Below are 26,786 nucleotides of genomic sequence, written 5' to 3'. Positions count from 1 at the left end.
TTAAAAGTTTAGCGGACAGATACCACGATTTACGGAATGTTTCATGAACCGCCGTATACCGAACGGTACGTACGGTGGTGTGAGAGGTCGGGGGCTAGCCGCCCCCTCCTATTCGATTCCGTCCTTATTGATTGTTCTTCAAATGCTGTAAGTCCAGGAATCCTTCTTCCTGACTGTAAGCGGGAACGCCGTGAGATCCTACGTCTAGACCGACCAATTCCTCGTCGCGACTTACGCGCAAAGGGACAATCATCTTAATAAGCTTCATGAATACCCACGTGATGAGGAATCCCCACACACAGACAGTGATGAGTCCTAGTGCTTGAACACCTAAAAGGTGGAAACCGCCGCCATAGAATAATCCAGCCGTTCCTTCGCGAATGGCATCTGGTTTCGCACATAAGCCGACGGCAATCGTACCTAGGCATCCGCTGATACCGTGTACCGGGAAGGCGCCAACGGGGTCATCAATTTGTTTGGCTTCCAGTATTTCCGTGGCGTAGACCATGGCAATCCCGCATATCGCGCCAATACAGATGGCTGCCACGTCACTGACGAAGGCGCAGCCTGCAGTAATTCCGACGAGCCCAGCGAGCGCGCCATTGATAACCATGGGCGGATCCGCTTTGCGATAGCGCATCATGGTGAACAGAATGCAGGCGGCACAGCCTGCTGCAGCGGATAGCATCGTTGTTACCGCGATGTGTCCGATCGAGGAGTTAGTAGCGCTTAACGTGCTCCCGGAATTAAACCCAAACCAACCGAACCAAAGGATGAATGCGCCGACGGAGGCAAGTGGCAGATTAGATGGTGGAACAATGTTGGCTGTTCCATCTGCAGAGAATTTGCCAATTCGTGGACCGATGATCATCGCAGCGGCAAGAGCGGAGAAACCTCCGAGACCGTGGATGACGGCTGATCCAGCGAAGTCAACCATACCAAGCTTGCCAAGCCAACCATTGACGCCCCATACCCAGTGGCCAGCAACAGGATAGATTAATCCAGTCATGGCTATTGTATAAAGAATATAAGCACGGAAATTGATGCGTTCTGCTACAGCTCCGGATACAATTGAGATAACGGCGATAACAAAGGCGCATTGGAATAACCAATAGGTTTCATGTGAGATGGTTAACGCGATGTGTGTTAAATCTCCTCCCATGAAAAAGCCTGTTGTACCGATGAACCCACCTGCGTCCTTACCGTACATAAGTGCAAATCCAAAAAAGTAAAAAATAAGCGCACCAAATGAGATATCAACAAATACTTTCATGATAATACTTACGGCATTCTTTTGTCTTACAAAACCAGCTTCAAGTAAGGCAAAGCCGCCTTCCATCAATAAAATCATCGCAGCGGTCAATACAACCCAAATTGTATCTAGGCCAGAAGTAAGCTGTTGGATTTGATCCATTTTTGCAATCTCCCCTTATAATACTTGCATTCTCAGCACCAATTATACGGTTCTGATGATAAGCATGTCAACGAAATACGTAAGATTACATAACATAATGATCTAATTGTTCGGCTTATACGACGGTCATGTGAGGTTTGCTGAAAATCGACTAAAATATCGGTCTCCAGACCGAGGATGCCTTCAATCCAACGTCTCTTTTCATTCTACTTGGTATCTTATAAACTAGAGTTATCATAACAACGCTTCACACAAATGGAGGAAGAACGTATGAATCCGCATATATTTCAAAGAATGATCTGGGGGCTTGTCCTCATATCAGCGGGCACTCTCTTTTTACTAAATCAATTGGGCATTATTCATGTGGATGTTGCCTATATGTTTTCCACGTATTGGCCAGTCATTCTGATTTTTTATGGACTAGTTGGTTTCGTATCACAACGTAAGCATCAGTGGGGGGAATCCATTTGGAGCTTAATGTTGTGCGGCGTTGGCACCATTTTTCTATTAAAGAATTTAAACGTTACAGATTTATCTATTGGAGAAATGTTCAAATTTCTAGCTCCCCTTGCCTTAATATTCTTTGGTTTAAATGTGATTTTTAGACCGAGCAAAAAGGAATCGCCTGATTGGCCTTCGATTAAGAAAGCAAGAGATGAAGAAAGAAAAGCACGGCGAGAAGCCAATCGCATGCGTCATGCGCATCACAAAAAGCAATGGGAGTCAGGCACTTGGAACACTTCCGATGGTTCGACAGGCAATCCGAAAGAACACATGGATCAAGCTCCGACGAGTAATGTGAAATATGGGCTTACCGATGAAGAGAAGGAAGTACTTAAGGATATTCACGGTGCCTATCCCGAAGATGACCAACTTGATGAATGGAAAGAGCCCAAGAAACGTAATTTTAATCACCACCACCACGACAAATATGATGGTTTTGTTCGTAATTTCGATTCGGGAGATGTTCTTCACCGTCATGGATTTATCGGAGATGTTCATCTAGGTCAAGAAGCTTGGGAATTAAAGCCGATTCAGATCTCACATTTTATAGGCGATTCCGTTATTGATCTTACACGTGCCTCAATTCCAAGAGGAGAGACCACGATTCATGTCACGGCCTTCATTGGTGATGTGAAGATTTTCATCCCGAATGATATGGATGTTGAAGTACGAGTCATGGCGAGTTCTTTTATTGGCGATATGAAGGTGCTTGATCGTCGTGAAAGTGGATTCCTTCGTAACATCAGAACGCAAACCTCTCAGTATGAAGAAGCTGAACATAAAATCGTCGTAACGACTAGCATGTTTATTGGTGATATTACCATTAAAAAGATAGGTTAAGGATGGAGCATGTACAAATTGCGAATGTTCAATATGAAGTGGCAGCTGTTGAATTACTTTCTGATCTCGAGTGTATTGACGGTTTCAGGTATTTACATTGTACTTGAATATTATGAGGAGCTGCTTAGTTTTTGGGAGTTTCGGCTATGGTTTGTCTTAGCTATTCTTGTGGTGTGCTTGACCGTTGGATATATTGCGACTAGAAGATGGCAGCGCAAGGTAGATGAACTGCATGTTGCCATGCTTGAATTGTCGAAAGGGAATTTCTCAGTTCGTATCGATATGGAGCCTGTTGAACCCTTTCTGTATTTGTATGAGGCTTTTAACAGCATGGCCACATCGATAGAAGAACGGGTACAGCTCATGCAAAAGTTAGGGGAAGCAGAAGCGATTCGGGAACAGGAGTTAACGGAGAACGCAGTCATGGAAGAAAGACGCCGACTTGCGAGAGATCTCCATGATACCGTGAGTCAAGAGCTGTTCGCTATCCATATGTCCGCTTCCTCGCTTCCGAAAATTTTAGAAAGAAACCCAGCCGCTGCACCTACTTTGATGAATCAACTCATTGAGATGTCCCATCATGCCCAGAAACAGATGCGGGGTCTCATTTCACAGCTAAGACCGATTGAATTAAAAGATATGAGCTTACAAGAAGCCCTGGAGAAATGGTTCCCGGAATATTGCCGGACCCATGAACTCCAGGGTCAACTTGATGTTTCGTTACCTGAAATCATATCAGAAGCGATTGAACATCAGTTTTTTCTCATTATTCAAGAAGGTCTAGCGAATGTCATCAAGCATGCATCGGCCAAGCAAGTGCGTTTGGCGATCTACGAAAGAGAGCATCAATATGTGTTGCAATTGCAGGATGATGGTCAAGGCTTTGAACGAAGAGATATTCCTTCTGCTTCCCACGGCTTATCAACGATGAGAGAACGAGCACAAAAGCTAGGAGGCGAAGTGGAGATTGATAGCAAATTAGGCTCTGGAACTCGCGTGCGCGTACGTATTCCGCGATTTACTGGACATTCAGGGGGAAAACAGAATGAATCCGAACATTAAAGTCATGATAGTCGATGATCACGATATGGTCCGCGTGGGTCTGCGTACGTATATATCTTTGGAACCTGGTTTGGAGGTCGTGGGGGAGGCTTCGAATGGTCGTGATGCTTATGATCAGTTGCAAGGAGGACCTTTATCGACACTGCCAGATGTTATCCTTATGGATTTAACGATGCCGGTGTTAGATGGAATTGGTGCGACGAAGCTGATTTGTGACAAGTTCCCTCAGGTTAAGGTCATCATGCTGACCTCATTTCTGGAAGAAGCGAAAGTGCTTGAGGCTGTTGAATCAGGAGCCATTAGTTATATGTTGAAGACGGTCTCTTCGGACCAATTGATTCATGCTATTCAGAGTGCTTACCGCGGGATGCCTGTTATGAATGCGGAAGTTTCTCAAGCGCTGACAAGAGGCATTAGACAACGGAGTGAATTGCCGGAGCAAGAAGGGTTAACAGCGAGAGAGAAAGAAGTGCTTCTGTTAATTGCCGAAGGGAAGAGCAACAAAGATATTTCCGAGGAGCTTTTTATTAGTATCAAAACGGTCAAAACGCACGTCAGCAACCTGTTGATGAAGTGTGAACTTGATGATCGAACGCAATTAGCCATTTTCGCACATCGAAAAGGATGGGTTTAACAGAACGAACAAATAGAGGGACTATCACACATAAAAACGTTATTTTGGCACATTCTATGCGTAAGTAAAATAATAAGCGCGCTTAAGGAGTGTCCAATCTCTATGAAACCACTATCTTCCTCACTGGAGCAGGTTCAAGAATCGTTTGACAAAGTACGTGCCCAGCTAGAACAGTTTGATTTTAATTTGGGCGGAGGCTGGGATTACGACCATGGCTACTTTGATCGTTTTCTGGATGAGGCGCATAAAGTTTGGCTGCGAATTCCCGTTCAAGTTATCACTGGTAGAATCGACGGCGATACGGAGGCGACTGATGCAGTCGTCGAGGTAGGTACACCATTTGTGCTGAAGCATGTCTATAATGAAGGGGTAGATCCTGAGGCTGAATTAGAGACTGCAGGTGCATTGATTGATCAGTTCCAAGCTCCACTGGATTCCGATGCCGGGATCGAGGATAAATGGGTAAAAGAAGCTGCGATTGTACTGCAAAAAGTTGAAAAAGCCTGGGTACATTAATTTATGTCCTATTTTTACCTCCATTTTATTGTTTTTTAATATTCGCTTAAGGTTGTGAGTGCATGATAGACACATAGAGAACAACATGATCCTTCAAGAGAATATGCACTTATAACTATAATCAATGGAGGTAAGACCTATGGACGAGAACAAAAAAGACTATAGCGACTTTTTCAAGCCGCAGAATAATGATAACAACGCGGACACTACGCAGGAGCAATCACGTGCAAACGATGGGCAAGAGCCGAATAAAGAAAGACCTTCCTACTACTATTCATACGGTCCTTACAAATCAGCTTTCAATGAAGAAAATGAAGGACAATCCTTAACCACTTCTTCTTCAGCTTCGGAAGGCACTGCGAATGTAGAAGTGACGCCGCCGAAGACGTTGCGCCCATTCAGCTTTGGTCCTGAGCATGCTTCCCAAGGTCCAGCAGGTTGGGATCCGAACGCGAAGAAGCGTTCCTCGGTTAAAAGTATTTTTGCCGCTTTCATGGCAGGGGCACTTGTTGTCAGTGCATTGATGTTCACCGCGGATAAAACGAACATGTTCTCAGGCAACCAGCCGCTAGCTTCTGGTTCAAATTCAGCGACAACCACAGCGAGCAGCTCGAATAATGGCGGCGAAGTGAAAAATGTAGCCCTAGATGTTGTTCGCCCAGGTAACATCGCAGCAATTGCTCAAAACGCAGGCCCTGCGATCGTAAAGGTTGAATCACTCGTTAAACCGAAGACATCGAGTCGCAGCAATGGAAACTCACTTTTCGATGATCCATTCTTCCGTCAGTTTTTTGGCGACAATGGCGGTGGCGGACAAACAACGCCCAAAAGTGGTCAAAGTGATTCAGGAAGCGGCCAGTTGCAACCAGCGGGTATGGGAACAGGGTTTATTTTCGAAAAAACAGGTTATATCTTAACGAATGAGCACGTGGTTGACGGTGCTGACGAAATTCAAGTAACTGTCGAAGGATATGACAAACCATTCACAGCCAAATTGCAAGGTAGTTCCTATGATTTAGACTTAGCTGTCCTTAAAATTGAAGGTACAAAAGATTTCCCTATCCTTCCTCTTGGTAAAGCAGACGACGTTAACGTAGGGGATTGGGTTGTTGCGATCGGTAACCCTTATGGGTTCGACCATACGGTAACCGTTGGTGTGCTTAGTGCGAAGGAACGTCCAATTAGTATCCCGGATGAGAAGGGCACTCGTGAATATAAACATTTACTGCAAACAGATGCTTCCATTAACCCTGGTAACTCTGGTGGTCCTCTGCTGAACCTAAACGGTGAAGTAATTGGGATCAATACAGCGGTAAGCTCGCAAGCGCAAGGTATTGGTTTTGCGATTCCAACAAGCACGATTTCATCTGTTCTAGAAAATTTGAAAAATAATGTGACAATTCCAAAAGAGCCAGTTCCTTACCTCGGTGTTGGACTGCAAGATATCGGCAAAGACTGGGTTAGTGAATTGAAGCTTTCTAACACAGATGGCGCTTTGGTTGGCAGTGTTCAACGTAAGAGCCCAGCATTCCAAGCAGGTTTGCGTCAATACGATGTGATCGTAGATTTGAATGGTACGAAAATCAAAAACTCACAAGAGTTGATCACGAAGGTTCAAGCAACCAAGGTAGGCGACAAAGTAACGCTAGGTATCATTCGTGATGGTAAGCGGACAGAAGTGCCAGTTACAGTTGGGGATAAAAACACGCTGACAGAGACACCGGCTCAGTAAGCTGGAAGTCCAATGAATTCAAATGAAAAGGAAGTAGAGTCCGCGGCCTCAAGCTTGCAGGCTCTGCTTCTTTTTGCTAAGCAGTAATTTTGTTACAATAGGAAGTAGAACGGGGGCGGACCGATGAGAGAAAATATTATGGTGATTGATGATGATGAGAAAATCACGTCCATGCTAAGGCGCGGACTTGCCTTTGAAGGGTATTTGGTTACAACAGCGGCTAATGGCTTAGAGGGACTCAAGCAAATGCTCGTGACAGAGCCGCAGCTCATTATTTTGGACGTTATGATGCCGCACATCGATGGCTGGGAAGTTGTTCGTCGTATACGTGAAAGCGGCAGTGAAGTGCCCATTCTTATGCTGACTGCGAAGGATGATATTAGTGATCGTGTGAAAGGTCTGGATTTAGGTGCTGACGATTATTTGGTCAAGCCCTTTGCTTTGGAAGAGCTGTTAGCTAGAGTGCGTGTATTACTTCGTCGAAGAACAGAGCGTCCTGAGCAGATGAACAATCGGCTGGGTTTTGAAGATGCCATACTAGATTTAGATACGCGTGAGGTTTTCCGCGGCGAGAAACTCATCGAATTAACAACGAAAGAGTTTGATTTATTGCATTTATTCATGCAAAATCCGAAACGCGTGCTGTCGAGGGATATTATTATGGAGAAGATATGGGGCTACGATTACAGTGGCGAGTCCAATGTCTTAGAGGTTTACATAGCGCTATTACGCCAGAAGACAGAAGAATTTGGCCATAAACGTTTGATTCAAACGGTCCGAGGAGCAGGCTATGTGTTGAGAGGGGAAAATTAAGATGTCGCTTCGCCTGCGGCTAACGCTCTGGTATTCAGGTATATTGGCCATCACGATGCTGCTGTTTGGGATTGTGCTCTATTTCCTTCTGAACTTCTTCCTTTATGATCAAATTCGTGAGGATTTGAAGAACGAAGCTGTCACTAGCGCGGCACGTATTCAGACAAGTTACGTTCTTTCAAAGAAAGGTCTTGCGCTCGACTTAGAGTTGGAGGCGAGAGATTTCTTATCTACGAATACCTTCTTACAATTATATAATGTATTGCTCAAGAGCTATAACCGATCAGCGAATTTGCAAAATTATCAACAAACATTGCCTTTGAGTCAAGCTGTTCTAGATAAATTGCAAACGCAGACTGATTTTTTTGAGAAAACCAAGTTTCTAAACCAAGATATTCTCATCTATTATTTAGGTATACGGTCAGATGATCAGGCGAGAAATCTTATTGGTGTATTACAATCTGCTGTACCGATTGGGAGCTATGAGAGGACTGCAGTTACGCTGCGCAATACGCTGATAATATGGGCGATTCTTACGATTCTCGTTGCAGCTTCACTTGGTTGGTTTTTAGCACGTAAGGCATTGAAACCAATTGAGCGTGTCATCGATGCTGCGAATCAAATCGGAAGCGGAGACGATCTGGAGAAGCGAATTCACTACGATGGTCCATTGGATGAAATAGGACGTTTGACCAATACCATTAATGGGATGCTATCCCGTATTCAGATTACGTATGTGGAATTAGATGAAGCTTATCGCGCACAGCGACGATTCGTATCGGATGCTTCACATGAGCTTCGGACGCCTCTGACAACGATTCGAGGTAACGTTGATTTGCTGGAGAAAATGTGGAAGCAAACATCGGGGACCAAAGCGCTGGCTACGCCAGACCAAGTTCAGATGTCCTTGGAGGCTATGCACGATATTGCAGGTGAAGCGCAGCGAATGAGCAGATTAGTCAATGACTTACTTGCACTTGCTCGGGCAGATGCCGGTGTGATCATGGAGAAACAACCGATAGAATTCAAGCCGCTAGTTCAAGAGGTGGTAAGGAGGGCGCAGCTGCTTGAGCATACGGCCGAGTGGCAAGTGGGCAATTTAGAAGCTCTCGAAGATGCGATTGTGCAGGGGAATCGTGATTATCTGCAGCAACTGATGTTTATTTTTATAGAAAATGCCTTTAAGTATACACCTTCGGGCACTGTTGCCATTGAAGCAATAAGAAGGAATAGTTTTATTGGTATACGAATATCAGATACCGGCATCGGGATGGATAAAGAGGATATTCCTCATATTTTCGATCGCTTTTATCGTGCTGATTTATCTAGAGGGGTTACGACGGGGACAGGACTAGGTCTATCCATTGCCAAATGGATCATTGATGAGCATGACGGATCTGTTGAAGTCACTACACGGAAGGATGAAGGTAGTACCTTTTTGATCTGGCTTCCCGCGAACTTCCCTCATGCCATATAATCAGATATAATTAGAAGAAATACGATGGTTTAGGTAGGTGGAAGATATGGAAGTTGTTCGAATATCCCCCAGAGGCTACTGTTATGGGGTTGTTGACGCAATGGCACTCGCCATGCAAACTGCTAAAAATTTAAATCTTCCCAGACCTATATATATCTTAGGCATGATTGTTCATAACGCGCATGTGACGGATTTCTTCAAAGAAGAAGGTGTCATTACGCTAGATGGCGAGAATCGTCTTGAGATTTTGCAGCAAGTCGAAACAGGTACCGTTATATTTACCGCACACGGGGTTTCTCCTGAGGTAAGGCGTTTAGCGCGTGACAAAGGTCTAACCGTTGTGGATGCAACATGTCCAGACGTTACGAAGACGCATGATTTGATTCGCGAGAAAGTCGCGGACGGCTATGACATTATTTATATCGGTAAAAAGGGGCATCCAGAGCCAGAGGGGGCTATTGGCGTAGCACCTGATCATGTGCATCTCATTGAGAAGCTAGAGGAAGCTGAATTGCTCAATCTCAAGTCAAACCGAATCATCATTACGAATCAAACAACGATGAGTCAATGGGATATTAAACATATTATGAATCGGTTATTGACTCTTTTCCCGAAAGCCGAAATTCATAATGAAATTTGCTTGGCTACGCAAGTTCGGCAAGAGGCTGTCGCGGAGCAAGCAAAGGAAGTGGATCTGGTCATTGTAGTTGGTGATCCGAAAAGTAACAATTCAAATCGCTTAGCGCAGGTTTCGCAAGAAATCGCTGGTGTTATGGCATACCGAATTTCAGATGTATCTGAACTGAACATCGAATGGTTGGCGAATGTGCGTAAAGTGGGTGTAACCTCAGGAGCTTCCACACCAACACCGATAACCAAAGAGGTTATTACCTATTTGGAAAACTATGATGCGAAAGATGAAACCAGTTGGGAAATAAAACGTACTATTAATATGAAGAAACTAATTCCCACTGTTAAATCCAAAGCAGCAAGTAATGTGTAATTCCTGCTTATTCCACTCGACGGGATTGAGATTAGCATGCAAAGTACTCAGAAGGTGAAAATGATGAAAGCTCGCTACGATTGGAAAAGTACTAAACGTTGGTTTAGATACAAATATTTACTTCTTCTACGTGCCAAGGGCGGTCCTTCCATGGTAGCAAGGGGCTTTTCGATTGGTCTATTCGTTGAGATGTTCACGCTGCCCACTGCGGGATTTGCGTTTGTTCTCATTTTTCCATTGGTTTATCTCCTGAGAGCGAACCTACCTGCGGCATTAATTGGCTTTGTGTTCGGTAAAGTCATCTATATACCTTTTTCAATTCTAAATAAGCAGGTCGGGGAAGCTTTAGTGCCGAAGCACTTTAAGATCTATCTGATTCATCATCTACCGCATCTACTTTCTAATATTATTCGAAGCGGATTGGATTTAATTGTCGGTGGTATGGTCGTTGGTCTTTTCCTTGGCATCATTGCTTATTTCCCTGTTGTGCTGTTGCTTAAATACCACACGAATCGCCGTAAAGAAAAACGTAGAATTCGTAAAGATGAGTTGGCCCCTTCGAAAACAAATGAATAGGAAAATAAATTAGCGCTTGACGAAATCTCGTCAAGCGTTGTATATTTACTTTAACGGTTAAAAGCATAGAAGCATAAAAGCGTAGAAGCGAACAAGCGTTGAAGCGTGTGAGTGAAAATTACGAAGTGAGATAACAATGAATTATCCCATAATAAACTAATTAGGAGCGTGGATCACATGATCGCAATCACATCAAACAAAACTTCGGATGAGCGTATTCAGGAAATCGTACAATTTATTGAAAAGCAAGGAGTTCAAGCTCATGTATCTAAAGGTGAGGATCGTACAGTCATTGGGATCATTGGTCAAGCGGATCCGAAATTAGCAGAACAGCTTCGCCAGATGTCAGGTGTTGAGCAAGTTGTGAAAATTTCCAAGTCGTACAAATTAGCAAGCCGCGACTTCCACCCTGCAGACACAGTTATTACTATCAAAGGTGTTGAAATCGGTGGCGAGCAGCTCGTTGTTATGGGCGGTCCTTGCGCAGTAGAAACACCAGAACAAATCGATGAAATTGCTCGCTTGGTGAAGGCAGCTGGCGGCCAAGTACTTCGCGGCGGCGCATTTAAACCAAGAACAGGTCCATACAGCTTCCAAGGTGTTGGCGTTGAAGGCTTGATCATGATGGCTGAAGCGGGTAAGAAGCACGGACTTCTTACAATTACAGAAGTTATGACACCGGAGTACGTTGATGTATGTGCACAATACGCTGACATCCTCCAAGTGGGTACGCGTAATATGCAAAACTTTGATCTTCTACGGAAACTAGGAACGATTCAAACACCAGTGTTGCTCAAACGTGGATTTAGTTCCACTTATGATGAATTCTTGAATGCAGCTGAGTACATCCTCGCTGGCGGCAATCCGAATGTTATGCTTTGCGAGCGCGGAATCCGTACATTCGAAACGTATACACGAAATACGTTAGACTTATCGGCAATCCCAGTGCTTAAACAGTTGAGCCATTTGCCGGTAATCTCAGATCCAAGTCATGGAACGGGCCGCAGAGAGCTTGTTGTTCCTATGACGAAGGCATCCGTTGCTGCTGGCGCTGACGGCTTAATCATCGAAATGCATACAGATCCAGACAATTCAATGACAGGCGACGGTGTGCAGTCCTTGTTCCCAGATCAGTTTGCTCACTTACTGTCTGATCTTGAGAAGCTTGCTCCATTGCTGGGTAAGAAGTTTGATACAAAAAAAGAAGCCATTTTGGCGTAATATACCAGGTTAAATGGAAACGGGTTTCTTTCCTAACGGAGAAATCCGTTTCCTGTTTTTGGATATATGGGAAGTAAATGAAATAGTGTAAGAATAGCTTACACATCTTTAAAAAATACCTGACATAAGTATTGACTGTGTTAGAGGAATAGCTATATAATATGTGAAAGAAAACAAGCAAAAGTTGAACATTAATCATGTAAAGTACGTTGAATGTACGGAAATGGGAGGGTTTTTTAAATGTCAGTTCAAAACGTGTTGAACCTTATCAAGGAAAAAAATATTGAGTGGGTAGATTTTCGTTTCGTTGGTCTTTCCGGTAAAGCGCAGCATATCTCTTTGCCAGCTACAGAAGTAGATGAAGAAACATTCGTGAATGGCGTAGCTTTTGACGGTTCATCCATCCCAGGATTCCGTGGTATTGAACAATCCGACATGGTAATGATGCCAGATACGGAAACTGCGTATGTTGATCCTTTCACAGCACACCCAACTTTAATCATTATGAGCAACATCCATACACCTGAAGGCGAACGTTATGACCGTGATCCACGTAGCATCGCTCAAAAGGCTGAAGAATATTTGCAAACAACTGGTGTAGGTACAACAGCATTCTTCGCACCAGAATCCGAATTCTTCATTTTTGATGATGTTCGTTTCGAAAATGGTATGAACAAATCTTACTTCGAAGTTGACTCCGAAGAAGCTGGTTGGAACACAGGACGTAAAGAAGAAGGCGGTAACCTTGGTTACAAAGTTCCAGTAAAAGGTGGTTACGTTCCAGTAGCTCCAATGGATTCCCAACAAGATATCCGTTCTGAAATGTGTAATAAACTTGCTGATGCTGGTCTTCGCATCGAGCGTCACCATCACGAAGTAGCTACAGCTGGTCAAGCTGAAATCAACTTCCGTTTTGACACGTTGACTAAAACAGCAGACAACTTGCTTAAATACAAGTATATCGTTGCTAACACAGCGAGAGAATATGGTAAAGTAGCAACATTCATGCCGAAACCACTATTTGGTGACAACGGTAGCGGAATGCACGTTCATATGTCCATTTTCAACGAAGGTAACCCTTTGTTCTACGAAAAAGGCGCATATGCTAACCTTTCCGAAATGGCTATTAATTACATCGGTGGTATCTTGTATCACGCTCCAGCGTTGATCGCACTTACTAACCCAAGTACAAACTCCTTTAAACGTCTAGTTCCTGGTTACGAAGCACCGGTTAACCTTGTATTCTCCAAAGGTAACCGTTCTGCAGCAGTTCGTATTCCTATCGCAGCTGTGACACCTAAAGGTTGTCGTATCGAATTCCGTACACCAGACAGCACAGCTAACCCATACCTTGCTTTCGCAGCAATGTTGATGGCTGGACTTGACGGAATCAAAAAGAAAATCGATCCACGTGCTCTTGGATACGGTCCTTTTGATACAAATATCTATGAAATGTCCGATGCTGAGAAAGCTGAAATCCGCAGCGTTCCTGGTTCATTAGACGAGGCTTTGGATGCTCTTGCAGCTGATTCCGACTTCTTGACTGAAGGCGGCGTATTCACACAAGATTTCATCGATAACTACATCGACTTGAAACGTGGCGAAGCGAAACAAGTTGCAATCCGTATTCACCCACACGAGTATAACCTTTACTTCGATTGCTAATCCTTAGCACATATTCGATATCATCATAGGAACTGCCCCTTTCATAGTGATCTGTGAAGGGAGCAGTTTTCTTTTTGTATAATATAATAATTTTTATTATTTTAGAATAATTATAATTAATGATGTGCAAGGGAAGAATGTTAGGTATAATATTCCTAAAAGATGATCAGTTTAGGAAGGATGAAAGACGATGAAAATTACGATTATTGCAGGAAGCAATCATGGAGCAGCGACTAGTACACGACTTGCCGCATATATTCAACATCTGGCAACACAAGAGCAACACGATGTAACGATGATCGACTTGTATCGGACACCCTTACCATTCTATTCACCCGAAGACGATGGAGACAACTATCAAGCACTAGCGGCATTTAAACAAGCTATGCTGGCCGCCGATGCGATCGTCCTCGCAGCGCCAGAGTATCATAGCGGAATTTCTGGCGTGTTGAAAAATGCGCTCGATCATATTGGGCAGGATCATTTCAATAACAAAGCGGTGCTATCCGTCAGCTCCTCAGGTGGAGCGGTTGCCGTTAGCTCACTGACACAACTTAAGACCGTTGTTCGCAATCTGCATGGTATTAACTGCCCGGAATGGATTTCTATCGGCGGTGATCAACGCAAGAGCTTCCGCGGAGATGTGCCCTTCGAGGACATCCACCCGGATGTGGAGAAGCGAATTCGACGTGTTGTCGGGTCCTTCCTACAACTTGCTGGGCAATTATCTTCAGGAACCAAATCGTAATCGTCAGAGCTGCAGCTCAAAAGGCAGAAATAATCAACTAAACCAAGTCTATGTCTTGGTTTTTTCGTTTTACTACACACTTTTGACATATTTATATGGTACAGTATGGAAAAAAGTGGACGGAGGGAAGCTCATGGGATTCCAGTGGACGAACAAGGAAGTGGTTCATCTATTACTTCGTGCGGGATTTGGTTCGACGAAAGAAGAGGTTGCAGCATGTCTTGCACTAGGGCGGGAAGAGACGGTAAGACGTCTGGTATCTGGTGAAGCACTCATCGCTAATGCTCCAAAGCCAGCCTCATTTGATCAATTTCATGCGGACGGTAAGAAAGCGTTAGATCCACTCCAATTAGTAGATCAACAGATGTTTTGGTTGTATCGTATGGTAAGCTCGCCCTCGCCGCTCATTGAGAAGATGACGTTGTTTTGGCATGGGCATTTTGCGACGGCGAATTATAAGGTGAAGGATGCGGCGCTTATGGTGGGTCAAAATGAGCTGTTTCGTAAATATGCCTTAGGGAATTTCAAAGAGCTTCTCACCGAGATTGGCAAGGATCCGGCGATGATGATTTGGCTGGATGTCAATCAGAATAAAAAAGGCAAGCCGAATGAGAATTATGCCCGTGAGGTGATGGAGCTATTCACGCTTGGGATCGGGCACTATACAGAATTGGATGTGAAGGAGTCTGCGCGGGCATTCACAGGGTGGATGTACAATAAGAATGAACATAAGGTCATTTATAATGCCAAAGAGCACGACAACGACTCGAAAACGTTCTTAGGTGAAAGTGGTAAGCTGGATGCAGACGATGTCATCGACATCTTATTTCATCAAAAATCATTACCAATTTTTCTGGCTGCGAAGCTGTTGAATTATTTTGCAACGGACACACCTTCAGAGAGTTGGATTCAGACCATAGCAGGATTAATTACGCAGAAACATACAGTGGGGGAAGTGCTTCAGGAGCTTTTCTTATCTGATGAATTTTATGTGGAGAAATACAGGTTGGCACTTATCAAAACACCAGCAGATTATGTCGCGGGTATCCTGAAATGCTGTAAGCTCTCCGTCGCCAAGGGGCATGCGCAAGCGATGCGGAGGATGGGACAGGAGCTATTTGTTCCTCCTGATGTTGCAGGCTGGAGAGGTGGCGCTGCATGGCTCACAACGAACTGTCTATTGGCACGATATCAATTTGCTGAGGGCGTTGCGAAGCAAATGAACGGACAGTCATTGACTTCTGCCGAGTTCACGCCGGATCAATCCAATTCTCCGTTGGAATGGGCGAAGCAATTTGCACAGCTCATGGGAATTACGGATTTATCGGAGCAAACACAGAAGAGCTTGAGCGCTTATGCAGATGACACGATTGTACATAACAAACAAGCGAAGCAGAAAACGACAGGTTTGCGTGGCCTGTTGCAGCTGGTTTTGATTAGTCCTGAGGCTCAAATGAAATAAGGGGGGATCCAGGTGAAACTAACGAGAAGAGATTTTCTGATTAAAGGTACAGCGTTATTCGCAACCCTGGGGCTTGGCGGTGCACTTTTTACAGAAACGGGAAAATCACTTTGGGCTGGCAGTACAGTGGCTGATGTAGAAGACCCTGTGTTGGTTGTTGTGCAATTAAGCGGCGGCAATGACGGCATCAATACGTTGATCCCCTATGGACAAGGCATATACTTTGATTCGCGGCCTACACTTGCATATGAGCAGAAGGACATACTCGCGCTTGATCATCATGTTGGTTTAAATCCAAGTCTCAAGGGATTGGCAGCGTTGTATAAGTTGGGCAAAATGGCTATTATACAAGGTGTTGGATATCCGGAGCCTAATCATTCACATTTTCGTTCTATGGAAATCTGGCAAACCGCAGAGCCTAACAAGTTCAGCCGCAGCGGCTGGCTCGCTCGTTACGCCGATGCTTCCTTGCAGAGCAACAGCAATCCTCTAAAAGCCATTCAAATTAGCGGGTCGGGGAGTAAGGCCTTCGCCTCAGATAAATCGAGCTTTCCCGTCATTCAAGAGCTGGAGTCCTATCATGTATTTGATCCTAAGACGGCTTTGATGGACAAGAATAGAATCTCCAAAGCGTTCTTGGATATGTATGGAGCTTCGAATCAGCTGGAGCAACTGCGTGTTGTATCGACTAGAGGGTCTGAAGCGTTCAAAAGCGTCGAAGCGATTCAATCGCTGTCTGCTACTTATACGAATAAAGTGACCTACCCGAATACGAATTTCGCTAAAGACTTGCAGGTTGTGACGAAGCTGTTAGCAAGCAAGTCAGGAACCCGACTGTTCAATATAGAAGTGGGTGGTTTTGATGATCATGCCGATGAGAAGCTGCAGCATGAGCGCACGCTGACGCAGGTGGATGAAGGGCTGACGGCTTTCTATCAGGATTTGGAAGCACAAGGGCTGCAAGATCGTGTAGCTGTGATGGTGTTCTCAGAATTCGGACGACGTGTTAAGGAGAACGCAAGCGGTGGAACAGACCACGGGACAGCGGCACCGATGTTCGTCATTGGCGGCAAGGTGAAAGGCGGTCTGTATGGAGCCTATCCGAATTTAAGTAAATTGGACAATGGTGATTTGAAATATGAAGTGGATTTTCGCTCCGTGTATAGTACGTTAATTGATTCCTGGTTACAAGGTGATACAGCGACTGTACTGGGCAAATCCTATGAGAATTTGAAGTTTATCTAAAAGAAAGAGGTGCGCTGTTGGAACTTGCGGCAATCTCAGATCATATTGGAGAGAATTTGAAAATTCTCTTCGTTGGTTATAACCCGAGTATCCGTTCAGGCGAAACGGGACATCATTATGCGAATCCTAGTAATCGATTTTATCGGATTCTTCATCAAGCGGGTATAACACCACGGCTCTATAAGCCGCAGGAGGACGGCGATTTGCTGCAAATCGGCTACGGTTTCACAAACATTGTGGCACGTCCCTCATTGACAGCAGCGGAAATCACCGCAGAGGAGTACAGGGAGGGCAGACGTATTTTAAAAGAAAAGATTCAGACCTATCGCCCTAAGGTGGTTTGCTTCGTCGGGAAGGGTGTTTATGAGCAATATAGCGGCCGCAGAGGCATACCTTGGGGGAGTCAACCGGATCCGATGGTAGAGGGCGTTATTGATTATGTGTGCCCGTCTTCAAGTGGACTTGTTCGGATGAAGCTGGAGGAAATGATAGCGATTTATCGTGGGATTCTGCCTAGTCTCGGATAACCGGTTTGAGGTTTTACTTGATGCTTGAACAGAATATTGCTATCATAGCCATAATACAAAAGCAAAGGTGTGGTCACTCATGGGAAACAGGGCCTATAACTTTAACGCAGGGCCTGCGGCTTTACCGCTCGAAGTACTTCAGAGAGCGCAAGAGGAGTTTGTTGATTTTAAAGGTATTGGCATGTCCATCATGGAAATTTCTCACCGTAGTTCGGAATATGAGCAAGTGCACAATGAAACACAAGAATTATTGAAGCGTATTTTCGGGATTCCGGCTGGATACCAAATTCTCTTCTTGCAAGGTGGGGCAAGCTCTCAATTTGCAATGATTCCTATGAATTTCTTGAGAGCTGGTCAAGTAGGCAGTTACGTACTAACTGGCGCATGGGCTGAAAAAGCAGTTCAAGAGGCTGCACTGTTCGGCGAAGTTGCCATCGCAGCAAGCTCCAAGGAGCAGAAGTTCATGAAAATCCCGGATTTGAGTGAGATTAATCTTCACGCGAATTCCGCTTATCTGCATGTGACTTCCAACGAAACGATTGAAGGTGCGCAGTTCCAGAGCTATCCGGATACAGGAAACGTTCCTTTGATTGCCGATATGTCTAGCGATATCTTGAGCCGCCCAGTCGATGTGTCGAAGTTCAGCATGATCTATGCAGGAGCACAGAAGAATCTTGGACCATCTGGTGTGACTGTTGCGATTATCAAGGACGATTTACTCGTCGATCTGCCAAAAACAATTCCAACTATGATGCGCTATGAAACGCATAGCAAAAACAACTCCTTATACAATACGCCGCCTGCTTATTCCATTTATATGGTGAATCTCGTATTGAAATGGATTGAGGAGCAAGGCGGATTAACGGTAATTGAGAAGAACAATGTAGAAAAATCAGGCCTTATTTATCGTGCGATTGATAGCAGCAATGGCTTCTATCGCGGACCTGTGGATCTTGGCAGTCGTTCTACAATGAATATTACGTTCCGCTTGCAAGATGAAGAGCTGGAGAAGAAGTTCATTAAAGAAACGGAACAGCAAGGATTTGTCGGATTGAAAGGTCACCGCAGTGTTGGCGGTTTACGTGCTTCAACGTATAACGCTGTACCTTACACATCGTGTAAAGCACTTGCTGATTTCATGACGGATTTCCAACAACGCAACAGCTAAGAAAATGAATGGAGCTATTCATGGCACCCTCGTGTGCGCGTGAATAGCTTTTTTTTGTTGGAGGCATGAGTTATCGATTGGAGGGTTTGGACGCCTGTAGAGGGTCTCTGGGAAGGTTTAAAGAGGGTTGTTAAGGTGGAATCTGAAACTAGATATAGTGGGAGCTCATAGTCCTAGGCATTTCGACATTTTCGAAAAAATCAAGTAAAAATCGAAAATATTTTTTCGAAACCTAGCGAGCCACGTCCCGTCTAGGTTTAGGTCTTTTTGGGGTGTCAATAGGCCGTTTTGCTCGTTGACAAACACAATATATTGATATAAATTTGAATCTATCAACTAGATGTCGTGATAAAAAGCGCGTTGCGAGATTGCTAGAAGAAAGCTCAAATAGAGCTGGAAATGTAGTAAAACCGCAGGTTTTCGGCTTTTTTGACCGCGTACGGCGTAGCTAAGAAAACGCAGATTCTGTCGATTTAGGTTTAGCTTCTTCCATGAATAACTAACGATAGAATACGAATGTTCACTACATATAGGTTACCCGCAAGTGATGGCACAAGAGAGAGAATTGAGAACGATAGGAGACGGAAGCTATGTTGATTGCTTACGATTCGAAGACTGGAAATGTTCGCCGATTTATTGCGAAGCTTCAAATGCCCGCGGTTCAAATTGAGGAAGCGATGACAATGGACGAGCCATTCGTGCTTGTAACGTATACAACCGGCTTTGGTCAAATTCCACCCAAGGTAGCTTCATTCCTAGAAAGCAACTCTTCTCGTCTCCAAGGCGTAGCAGCTAGCGGTAATCGCAACTGGGGAGACGGCTTCGCCAAAAGCGCAGATACGATCTCAGCGCTCTACGATGTTCCCGTTTTAACCAAATTCGAATTATCTGGCACCAAAAATGATGTAGAACGATTTGTTCAGGGGGTACAAGCAATTGCGGCACATTGAACTTAATAATGAATTAATGCAACGAGGTACGGATGGTTTTTTCCAATTAGAGAAGGATAAAGAAGCTGTTGAAGTATTCATGAAAGAAGTCCACAGCAAAAGCCTCACATTCCCCGATACCTCTTCCAAGGTTCGTTATATGATTGACAATAACTTCTATGAGAACGTTTATGAGAAATACACAGAAGCTGAAGTTAACAGCGTTTATCAAGTGGCACATGACAATCAATTCGAGTTCGCTTCGTATATGGCAGCTTCGAAATTTTATACAGATTACGCTTTGCGCAGTGATGATAAGACGTTATATCTTGAGCACTTCCCTGATCGCGTAGCGATTGTTGCCCTTTACTTGGGACGCGGAAACGCGGAGACGGCACGAGTACTCGCTGTGTCTATGATGGAGCAACGTTTACAGCCAGCGACACCTACATTCCTAAATGCAGGAAAAAGTCGTCGTGGTGAATTGGTATCCTGCTTCTTGCTCGAAATGGATGATTCCTTAAATTCCATCAACTATGTGCTAGCGACGTGTATGCAGCTTTCCAAAATTGGCGGCGGTGTAGCCGTGAATTTATCAAAGCTCCGTGGACGCGGTGAAACGATTAAAGGCGTTGAAGGCGCGGCAAAAGGTATTATTCCAGTACTTAAGCTTATGGAAGATGCGTTCTCCTACGCGGATCAAATGGGTCAACGCAAAGGCTCAGGCGCGGCGTATTACAACATTTTTGGCTGGGATGTTATGGAGTTCCTAGATAGCAAGAAAATTAACGCAGATGAGAAATCTCGTTTGAAAACTCTATCCATTGGACTTATTGTACCTAATAAGTTTTATAAGCTGGCGGAGGAGAACAAGCCTTTACATATTTTTGCGCCTTATACCGTGCTTCAAGCCTATGGCAAACATATGGATGATCTTGATATGGATGTTATGTACGATGAACTCTTAGCGAACCCAAAGGTAAAAAAGAAAGCTGTCATGAGTGCGCGTGATATGCTGACCAAAATTGCGACAACCCAACTGGAATCCGGTTATCCATATATGATGAACCGTACGAATGCGAATAAGGATCACGCGCTCAAAGAGATCGGGACGATCAAGATGTCCAATCTCTGTACCGAGATTTTCCAACTGCAGGAAACTTCGGAAATTAATGATTATGGCCAAGAAGATACGATTCTTCGCGATATTAGTTGTAACCTAGCTTCCATGAACATTGCGAACGTAATGGATCGTAAAAAGCTGCGCGAAACTGTTCACGAAGGCATGATCGCCTTAACTTCGGTGAGTGATATGACGACGATTAGCAATGCACCAGGTGTTGCCAAAGCGAACCGTGAGCTGCATTCTGTTGGTCTAGGTGTCATGAACCTGCACGGTTATCTATCCAAAAACAAAATCGCTTATGAAAGTGACGATGCGAAGGATTTCGTTCGTACGTTCTTCGCAGCAATGAACTTCTATTCCATCGAGAAAAGTATGGAGATTGCCAAAGAATCCGGTCAATCATTTGAAGGCTTTGAGCTATCCGAATATGCGAATGGGAATTATTTTACCCGTTATACAGAGACCGATTACCGCCCTGTGTCGGATAAAGTGAAAGCTTTATTCGAAGGCATGCCGATTCCGTCGCCAAGCGATTGGAGAGCGTTACAAGAGAGCGTTCAGAAGCACGGTCTGTACCATGCATACCGTTTGGCTGTAGCGCCAACACAAAGCATCTCATATATTCAGAATTCAACGTCCAGCGTCATGCCGATTGTTGAACCGATTGAGACGCGTACGTATGCGAACTCAACAACGTATTACCCGATGCCATTCATGGCGCGCGACAATTTCTTCTACTATAAATCCGCGTATCAAATGGATCAGTTCAAGATTCTTGATCTCATTTCGGAGATTCAAACGCATGTGGATCAAGGGATTTCGACCATTTTACACGTAAACAGTGATGTTTCAACAAGACAACTTGCCAAATTATACCTGTATGCGGCACACAAAGGACTTAAATCGCTCTACTACACACGAACCAATCAGCTATCCGTTGAGGAATGTGTAAGCTGCTCGGTATAATGAGGAAGGGGATACCCATTCATGACAAGTGCACCAACCATTAATAAACCCATCGTCAAAAAAGCGGTGAACTGGAACCGTCCTGATGACGATTTTACAATTACATTTTGGAATCAAAATATTATGCAATTCTGGACGGATGAAGAAATTCCGCTGTCTGACGATAAAATGTCCTGGATTACACTAAGCCCCGTAGAGCGTGAGCTCTATATGAAGGTGCTTGGCGGTCTGACTTTGCTTGATACGATGCAAGGCGGCGTAGGGATGCCAAAGATTCTTGAGCATGTAGATGGGCTGCAGCGCAAAGCTGTGCTCAGCTTCATGGGGATGATGGAGCAAATTCACGCGAAGTCGTACAGTTCGATTTTTACTACACTTTCTACGACAGAAGAGATTAACGAGCTGTTCCAATGGGTGGAGCGCAATCCACACTTGCAGTTTAAGGCGAATAAGATTTCACATTACTATGAAAATATTACAACGACCAAAGAGCTGTATCTCGCGATGGCTTCGTCTGTTCTGCTGGAAAGCTATTTGTTCTATAGCGGTTTCTATTATCCGTTGTATTTGGCTGGTCAGGGTAAAATGACGAGCAGCGGCGAAATCATTGACTTGATTTTGCGAGATGAGAGCATCCACGGCTTGTACATCGGTGTGCTCGCACAAGAGGTGTACGCGGAGCTAAGTCCCGCTGAGCAGGACGAGGCGTATGCGACGCTGTGTGCGCTGCTGAAAGAGCTTCATGCGAATGAAGAAGGCTACACAGATAGCTTGTACGGACCACTAGGACTAGCGGACGATGTGAAAGCATTCTTGCGCTACAACGCGAATAAAGCGTTCATGAACTTAGGTGTTGAACCGATGTTCCCGGAAGAGGACATCAACCCGATTGTATTGAACGGACTGAGCACGAAGACGAAACAGCATGACTTTTTCTCCAAAAAAGGGAATGGGTATGTGCGTACGATTCACGTTGAAGCTTTGACGGATGATGATTTCGTGTTTTAGGCTTATTCGTACCAGTAATAACATGCAGTTGCACAACCCCCCCTCACATAAGTTGAGAGGGACCAGCCAAGAACTCGTACAGCCTGTTTTTTCGAAAACAGGCTGTACGAGTTCTTTGTATTAGGAGGAGTGGGGTCGTGTGCATAGATTCTTCTATTGCCACTATCCCCATTGCTCAGTTAGCATTCATAGAGCTATATTCTGAGCGAGTGGGGTCGTGTGCATAGATTCTTCTATCGCCACTATCCCCATCGCTCAGTTAGCATTCATAGAGCTATATTCTGAGCGAGTGGGATCGTGTTCATAGATTATTTTGTCGCCACTATCCCCATCGCTCAGTTCAGCATTCTTAGAGCTGCATTCTGAGCGAGTGGGATCGTGCACATAGATTCTTATATCGGCACCTTTACAGCGTAACAATGTTATGTTACATTAAAAAGTGAAGGAGGGATGTACGTTGGAAGAGGATTTAATATCGAAAAAAGAGCTTTTAGAGCTAACGGGCATATCTTATGGTCAATTATACCGCTGGAAACGTAAAAACTTAGTTCCTGAGGAATGGTTTATTCGGAAATCCGCATTTACTGGTCAGGAAACGTTTTTCCCGAAGGGACAGATGCTCGCTCGCATCGATAAAATTTTAAACATGAAAGATGATTTATCCCTGGACGAACTCGCAGATGTATTCTCTATCGTTCCAAGTGATATGAAAATAGATAAAATAGAGTTAATGAAACGAAACATTGTTTCTCTACAAACGATTGACTATGCGTCTCCATTTTTGGGTACCACATCGGTTTATAGCTTTGAACAAACGTTGTTTCTGTTCCTGTTAGAAGATTGCTTACGATCCGGTGAGTTAAGTCTCGATGAAGGCAAGCACTTGCTTCTGACGATGAAAGAGCAGTATGCCAAATTCGAAGGAAAGCCCTGTGATTTGATTTTTATTCGTAAGATGGGCTTAACGGTTTTTCTACTCGTAACGACAGGTAGTGAGCTGTACTTTGAGCATGGCGTGAAAGTCGTGCTCCGCGTGCAAGTAGCAAAGAAAATTGAAGAGCTGAAGTTGAAAATAACAACATTGTGAGGAGGTGGAATCCATGCAAGCAGATACGAAACGTAATTTGATGATTTCCGGGATAGGTTCTTCGAACGGCGGGAGCTTTCGTGCGGTCAAAATTGATGGCCTTGGACGGTTGGAAGGAGACATCACTTGCTCCGATTTTAATCTAAATGGTCGAGCAGAAGTGAATGGCAGCATCACGTCTGAAACAGCTGAAATGAATGGAACCCTAACGATTCAAGGGAATCTGAAGGCGAAGCGTACCCGTATTCATGGCAGGGTCAAGATCGAGGGTAATTATACTGGCGAAAGCCTTGAAATAAATGGTGCGACAACGATAACAGGTAATTGTGAGGCAGAGAAGTTTAATGCGAATGGTAGACTGCAAGTTGGCACACTCAATGCGGATACCATCATTGTTACTTTGCATGGGCATTGCAAAATTGCGGAGATCGGCGGAGAACGAATCCAAATACGTAAGCAGCCGGGAATTGATTTGGCACGATGGTTGAAGATTCTGCCTATGGCCATCGGGAATCATTTGACGGCTCAAACGATCGAGGGCGATCATATTTATCTGGAGTATACAACTGCTGAAGTTGTTAGAGGAGCGAATATCACGATCGGACCTGGCTGTGAGATCGGACTCATTGAATATACGGCGAAGCTCGAGCAAGATAAACGATCCAAAGTGAAACATAGTGAAAAATTGTAGCATAGAGAGGAGGGTTTGAGGTACAATGGGAAAAGATGCAAACAAACGTTCGAAGATCGGTAATTTGAACATTACAGGCAGTTCTACCGCGGCAGGCGGCCTCTATGATCGTGTGAAAATTGTTGGAGAAGGCATCATCGAAGGTGACATGAAATGCCGTCTTCTTAAATGTGTCGGCACCTTAGATATGGAAGGTGATCTGCAGGCAGGCCATACAGGCATTGTGGGCACATTTGCATTGACGGGTAATGTTCAAAGCGATACAATGAAAAATTCGGGGACAGTGAGCATTAGTGGTGATGCCGAAATTGGCTCACTTACGGGTTCAGGGACGATTGAAGTGAGAGGCTATATGCAGGGAGCCGAGATCGCGCTAAAGGGCCAAATCGCAGCAGGCGGGGATTGCGAAGTCGATGTGTTTAAGCTGAAGGGTATGTTTGATGTTGGGGGGCTGCTTAACGCAGGAGAGATCGACATCAGACTGTTTCAAGACTCCACTGCGAAGGAGATCGGCGGAGAGAAGATTAGAATTCGCAAAGCAAGTTTGCTTCATCCATTAAGCTTCTTCTTCCGACCATCACCGCATGCCGCGGTCACGGTTTCGGTCATTGAAGGCGATGATATTTACTTGGAGCATACGAGAGCCAAGGTTGTTCGCGGTAACCAAGTCGTCATTGGCCCCGGTTGTGAAGTCGATTTGGTTGAATACAAGGTGCATCTAGAGAAAAAGAAGGGTGCCATTGTGAAGGAATCACGCAAGGTATAGAATTCTGTAAGATCAAATGGTAAGACGAAAACAAATAGTAAAGGAATGTGTAAGCATGACGAGTAAAGATAATAAAGTAGGCTTTGTCTTAGCGGGTCTACTTTTGGCCATGTTGATGTCGTCGATGGACAATACAATTGTTGCCACAGCGATGGGAACCATTGTAGGTGATCTAGGAGGACTCGATAAGTTTGTATGGGTTACATCCGCCTATATGGTCGCTGAAATGGCAGGCATGCCGATTTTCGGGAAGTTGTCCGATATGTTCGGACGCAAACGATTTTTTATTTTTGGATTAATCGTGTTCTTATGTGCTTCCATGTTATGTGGGACAGCAGAAAGCATTGTTCAGCTTAGCATTTACCGTGCGATCCAAGGGATCGGCGGGGGAGCTCTGATTCCAATCGCTTTCACAATCATGTTTGATACCGTACCTGTTGAGCAACGTGGAAAGCTAGGCGGTTTGTTCGGAGCGGTATTTGGTTTATCTAGTATTTTTGGGCCGTTACTCGGCGCGTATATTACAGATTATATTAACTGGCATTGGGTATTTTATGTAAATATTCCACTTGGTATCTTGGCACTTATCTTCATCGCCATGTTCTACAAAGAATCACCGATTCATACGAAGCAGAAGATTGACTGGTGGGGTGCCGTTACCCTTGTTGGTGCCGTAGTTAGCATAATGTTCGCCCTTGAGCTTGGGGGGAATAAATATGCGTGGGATTCCAGTCTTATTGTAGGACTCTTTACAGCTTTCACGATTCTAACGATTTCCTTCATCTTCATTGAGAGAAAAGTCATCGAACCGATTATTTCGTTCCCGATGTTCAAAGTTCGCCTATTCACAACGAGTAATGCGCTTGGTTTATTGAGCGGGATGGGCTTTATTACAGCGTCTGTGTATATCCCTATTTATATTCAAGGTGTACTTGGAGGAACAGCGACCAATTCAGGACTCGTTTTATTGCCTATGATGGTAGGCTCTGTTTTCTCCGCCGTAGGCGGTGGTTTCTTAATGAATAAGATGCCATACCGCAACATTATGATGATCTTTGTGGTGGTTCTAGCCGCAGGTATGTTCATGCTGACGCAGCTTGAGCCTGATACAAGTCGCTGGTTTGTGACGCTTTGCATGATTGTCGTCGGTGTTGGTATCGGTGCGAGCTTCTCAGTACTCTCCAATTCGTCGATTCATCACTTCGATCCTTCGCAACGTGGTTCTGTGAATGCTACAGTATCCTTCATTCGTTCCCTGGGTATGACACTAGGGATTACACTATTCGGAATCATTCAGCGGAATGATTTCACAGCGAAGCTCAAGGAGATTTTCGCGGGAAGCGGGCAAGGTGCGATGACGGATAATCCAGCGCTCAGTGATCCGCGGGTACTTCTTGCACCTGAGATGCGTGCCCAAATCCCTACGCCAGTGTTAGAAAAAATCACAGCAGGGCTGTCCTCCTCAATTACGTATACATTCATGTGGGCACTGATTCCAACAGCCTTGGCTGTCGTTGCGGCTGTCCTTATGAGTAAAGAACGCTTGACTGAATCCGTGGAACATCAGCAAGCAGAGCAAGCAGCAGCAAAGAAAGCTTAACAAGAA

24 protein-coding genes are annotated in these 26,786 nt (G+C 44.6%); 23 read left to right on the top strand and 1 reads right to left on the bottom strand.

What is annotated here, in order from left to right; all coding sequences use genetic code 11:
- Positions 1-124: 124 nt before the first annotated feature.
- Positions 125-1,414, bottom strand: coding sequence for an ammonium transporter (locus AC58P7_RS31075; RefSeq protein WP_497349903.1), 1,290 nt, complete (start codon positions 1,412-1,414; stop codon positions 125-127).
- A 270-nt stretch (positions 1,415-1,684) separates the two neighbouring features.
- Here AC58P7_RS31075 and liaF point away from each other — a divergent pair, with 270 nt between their 5' ends.
- The 23 genes from liaF to AC58P7_RS30960 all read left to right on the top strand — a co-directional run bounded on the left by liaF (position 1,685) and on the right by AC58P7_RS30960 (position 26,780).
- Positions 1,685-2,758: a cell wall-active antibiotics response protein LiaF gene (gene liaF, locus AC58P7_RS31070; RefSeq protein WP_497349901.1), complete on the top strand. Its 1,074-nt coding sequence runs from the start codon at positions 1,685-1,687 to the stop codon at positions 2,756-2,758.
- Positions 2,759-2,767: 9 nt separating this feature from the next.
- Entirely contained in the window at positions 2,768-3,820 is a 1,053-nt protein-coding gene (locus AC58P7_RS31065; RefSeq protein ID WP_497349899.1) for a HAMP domain-containing sensor histidine kinase, read from the top strand.
- Positions 3,804-4,454, top strand: coding sequence for a response regulator transcription factor (locus tag AC58P7_RS31060; protein WP_497349897.1), 651 nt, complete (start codon positions 3,804-3,806; stop codon positions 4,452-4,454). The genes AC58P7_RS31065 and AC58P7_RS31060 overlap by 17 nt, the downstream gene beginning before the upstream one ends.
- A 102-nt stretch (positions 4,455-4,556) precedes the next feature.
- Positions 4,557-4,970 (top strand): YugN family protein, encoded by a 414-nt coding sequence (locus AC58P7_RS31055; RefSeq protein ID WP_497349895.1) that lies wholly within the window; start codon positions 4,557-4,559, stop codon positions 4,968-4,970.
- A 139-nt stretch (positions 4,971-5,109) separates the two neighbouring features.
- Positions 5,110-6,702: a S1C family serine protease gene (locus AC58P7_RS31050; protein WP_497349893.1), complete on the top strand. Its 1,593-nt coding sequence runs from the start codon at positions 5,110-5,112 to the stop codon at positions 6,700-6,702.
- A gap of 123 nt (positions 6,703-6,825) precedes the next feature.
- Positions 6,826-7,515, top strand: coding sequence for a response regulator transcription factor (locus AC58P7_RS31045; protein WP_497349891.1), 690 nt, complete (start codon positions 6,826-6,828; stop codon positions 7,513-7,515).
- A gap of 1 nt (position 7,516) precedes the next feature.
- On the top strand, positions 7,517-8,992 hold the full coding sequence (locus tag AC58P7_RS31040; RefSeq protein WP_497349889.1) for a sensor histidine kinase: 1,476 nt from the start codon (positions 7,517-7,519) through the stop codon (positions 8,990-8,992).
- A 46-nt stretch (positions 8,993-9,038) separates the two neighbouring features.
- Positions 9,039-9,995, top strand: a complete 957-nt coding sequence (locus tag AC58P7_RS31035) for a 4-hydroxy-3-methylbut-2-enyl diphosphate reductase (RefSeq protein ID WP_497349887.1) — start codon at positions 9,039-9,041, stop codon at positions 9,993-9,995.
- A 36-nt stretch (positions 9,996-10,031) separates the two neighbouring features.
- Entirely contained in the window at positions 10,032-10,571 is a 540-nt protein-coding gene (locus AC58P7_RS31030; RefSeq protein WP_497349885.1) for a DUF2062 domain-containing protein, read from the top strand.
- A 177-nt stretch (positions 10,572-10,748) separates the two neighbouring features.
- The gene (gene aroF, locus AC58P7_RS31025; RefSeq protein ID WP_497349883.1) at positions 10,749-11,792 is read left to right on the top strand and encodes a 3-deoxy-7-phosphoheptulonate synthase; all 1,044 of its coding nucleotides are present in this window, start codon (positions 10,749-10,751) and stop codon (positions 11,790-11,792) included.
- 240 nt (positions 11,793-12,032) lie between these two features.
- Positions 12,033-13,457, top strand: a complete 1,425-nt coding sequence (glnA, locus tag AC58P7_RS31020; RefSeq protein ID WP_497349881.1) for a type I glutamate--ammonia ligase — start codon at positions 12,033-12,035, stop codon at positions 13,455-13,457.
- Between the two features lie 190 nt (positions 13,458-13,647).
- Positions 13,648-14,205, top strand: a complete 558-nt coding sequence (locus AC58P7_RS31015; protein ID WP_497349879.1) for an NADPH-dependent FMN reductase — start codon at positions 13,648-13,650, stop codon at positions 14,203-14,205.
- 133 nt (positions 14,206-14,338) lie between these two features.
- On the top strand, positions 14,339-15,667 hold the full coding sequence (locus tag AC58P7_RS31010) for a DUF1800 domain-containing protein (RefSeq protein WP_497349877.1): 1,329 nt from the start codon (positions 14,339-14,341) through the stop codon (positions 15,665-15,667).
- Between the two features lie 12 nt (positions 15,668-15,679).
- A complete protein-coding gene (locus AC58P7_RS31005) occupies positions 15,680-16,912 on the top strand; it encodes a DUF1501 domain-containing protein (RefSeq protein WP_497349875.1) in 1,233 nt (410 codons plus the stop codon).
- 17 nt (positions 16,913-16,929) lie between these two features.
- Positions 16,930-17,439 carry a mismatch-specific DNA-glycosylase gene (locus AC58P7_RS31000; protein WP_497349873.1) on the top strand — a complete coding sequence of 170 codons (510 nt, stop codon included), beginning with the start codon at positions 16,930-16,932 and terminating at the stop codon, positions 17,437-17,439.
- Between the two features lie 79 nt (positions 17,440-17,518).
- Complete coding sequence (serC, locus tag AC58P7_RS30995) at positions 17,519-18,607, top strand: 3-phosphoserine/phosphohydroxythreonine transaminase (RefSeq protein WP_497349871.1); 1,089 nt, start codon at positions 17,519-17,521, stop codon at positions 18,605-18,607.
- A gap of 590 nt (positions 18,608-19,197) precedes the next feature.
- A complete protein-coding gene (nrdI, locus tag AC58P7_RS30990; protein ID WP_056609533.1) occupies positions 19,198-19,557 on the top strand; it encodes a class Ib ribonucleoside-diphosphate reductase assembly flavoprotein NrdI in 360 nt (119 codons plus the stop codon).
- Positions 19,544-21,628: a class 1b ribonucleoside-diphosphate reductase subunit alpha gene (gene nrdE, locus AC58P7_RS30985; protein WP_497349869.1), complete on the top strand. Its 2,085-nt coding sequence runs from the start codon at positions 19,544-19,546 to the stop codon at positions 21,626-21,628. Before nrdI ends, nrdE begins: the two co-directional genes overlap by 14 nt.
- A 21-nt stretch (positions 21,629-21,649) precedes the next feature.
- Positions 21,650-22,636 carry a class 1b ribonucleoside-diphosphate reductase subunit beta gene (gene nrdF / locus AC58P7_RS30980; protein WP_497349868.1) on the top strand — a complete coding sequence of 329 codons (987 nt, stop codon included), beginning with the start codon at positions 21,650-21,652 and terminating at the stop codon, positions 22,634-22,636.
- 457 nt (positions 22,637-23,093) lie between these two features.
- The gene (locus tag AC58P7_RS30975) at positions 23,094-23,723 is read left to right on the top strand and encodes a YhbD family protein (RefSeq protein ID WP_497349866.1); all 630 of its coding nucleotides are present in this window, start codon (positions 23,094-23,096) and stop codon (positions 23,721-23,723) included.
- Between the two features lie 13 nt (positions 23,724-23,736).
- Positions 23,737-24,414, top strand: a complete 678-nt coding sequence (locus tag AC58P7_RS30970; RefSeq protein WP_497349864.1) for a polymer-forming cytoskeletal protein — start codon at positions 23,737-23,739, stop codon at positions 24,412-24,414.
- Between the two features lie 25 nt (positions 24,415-24,439).
- Positions 24,440-25,180, top strand: a complete 741-nt coding sequence (locus AC58P7_RS30965; protein WP_497349862.1) for a hypothetical protein — start codon at positions 24,440-24,442, stop codon at positions 25,178-25,180.
- Between the two features lie 55 nt (positions 25,181-25,235).
- Complete coding sequence (locus AC58P7_RS30960) at positions 25,236-26,780, top strand: MDR family MFS transporter (RefSeq protein ID WP_497349860.1); 1,545 nt, start codon at positions 25,236-25,238, stop codon at positions 26,778-26,780.
- Positions 26,781-26,786: the final 6 nt, after the last annotated feature.

It is taken from the genome of Paenibacillus sp. J22FR5 (assembly GCF_059691975.1).
The sequence above is the reverse complement of the archived record's forward strand: the minus strand, read 5'-3'. Positions and strand labels throughout refer to the sequence as shown.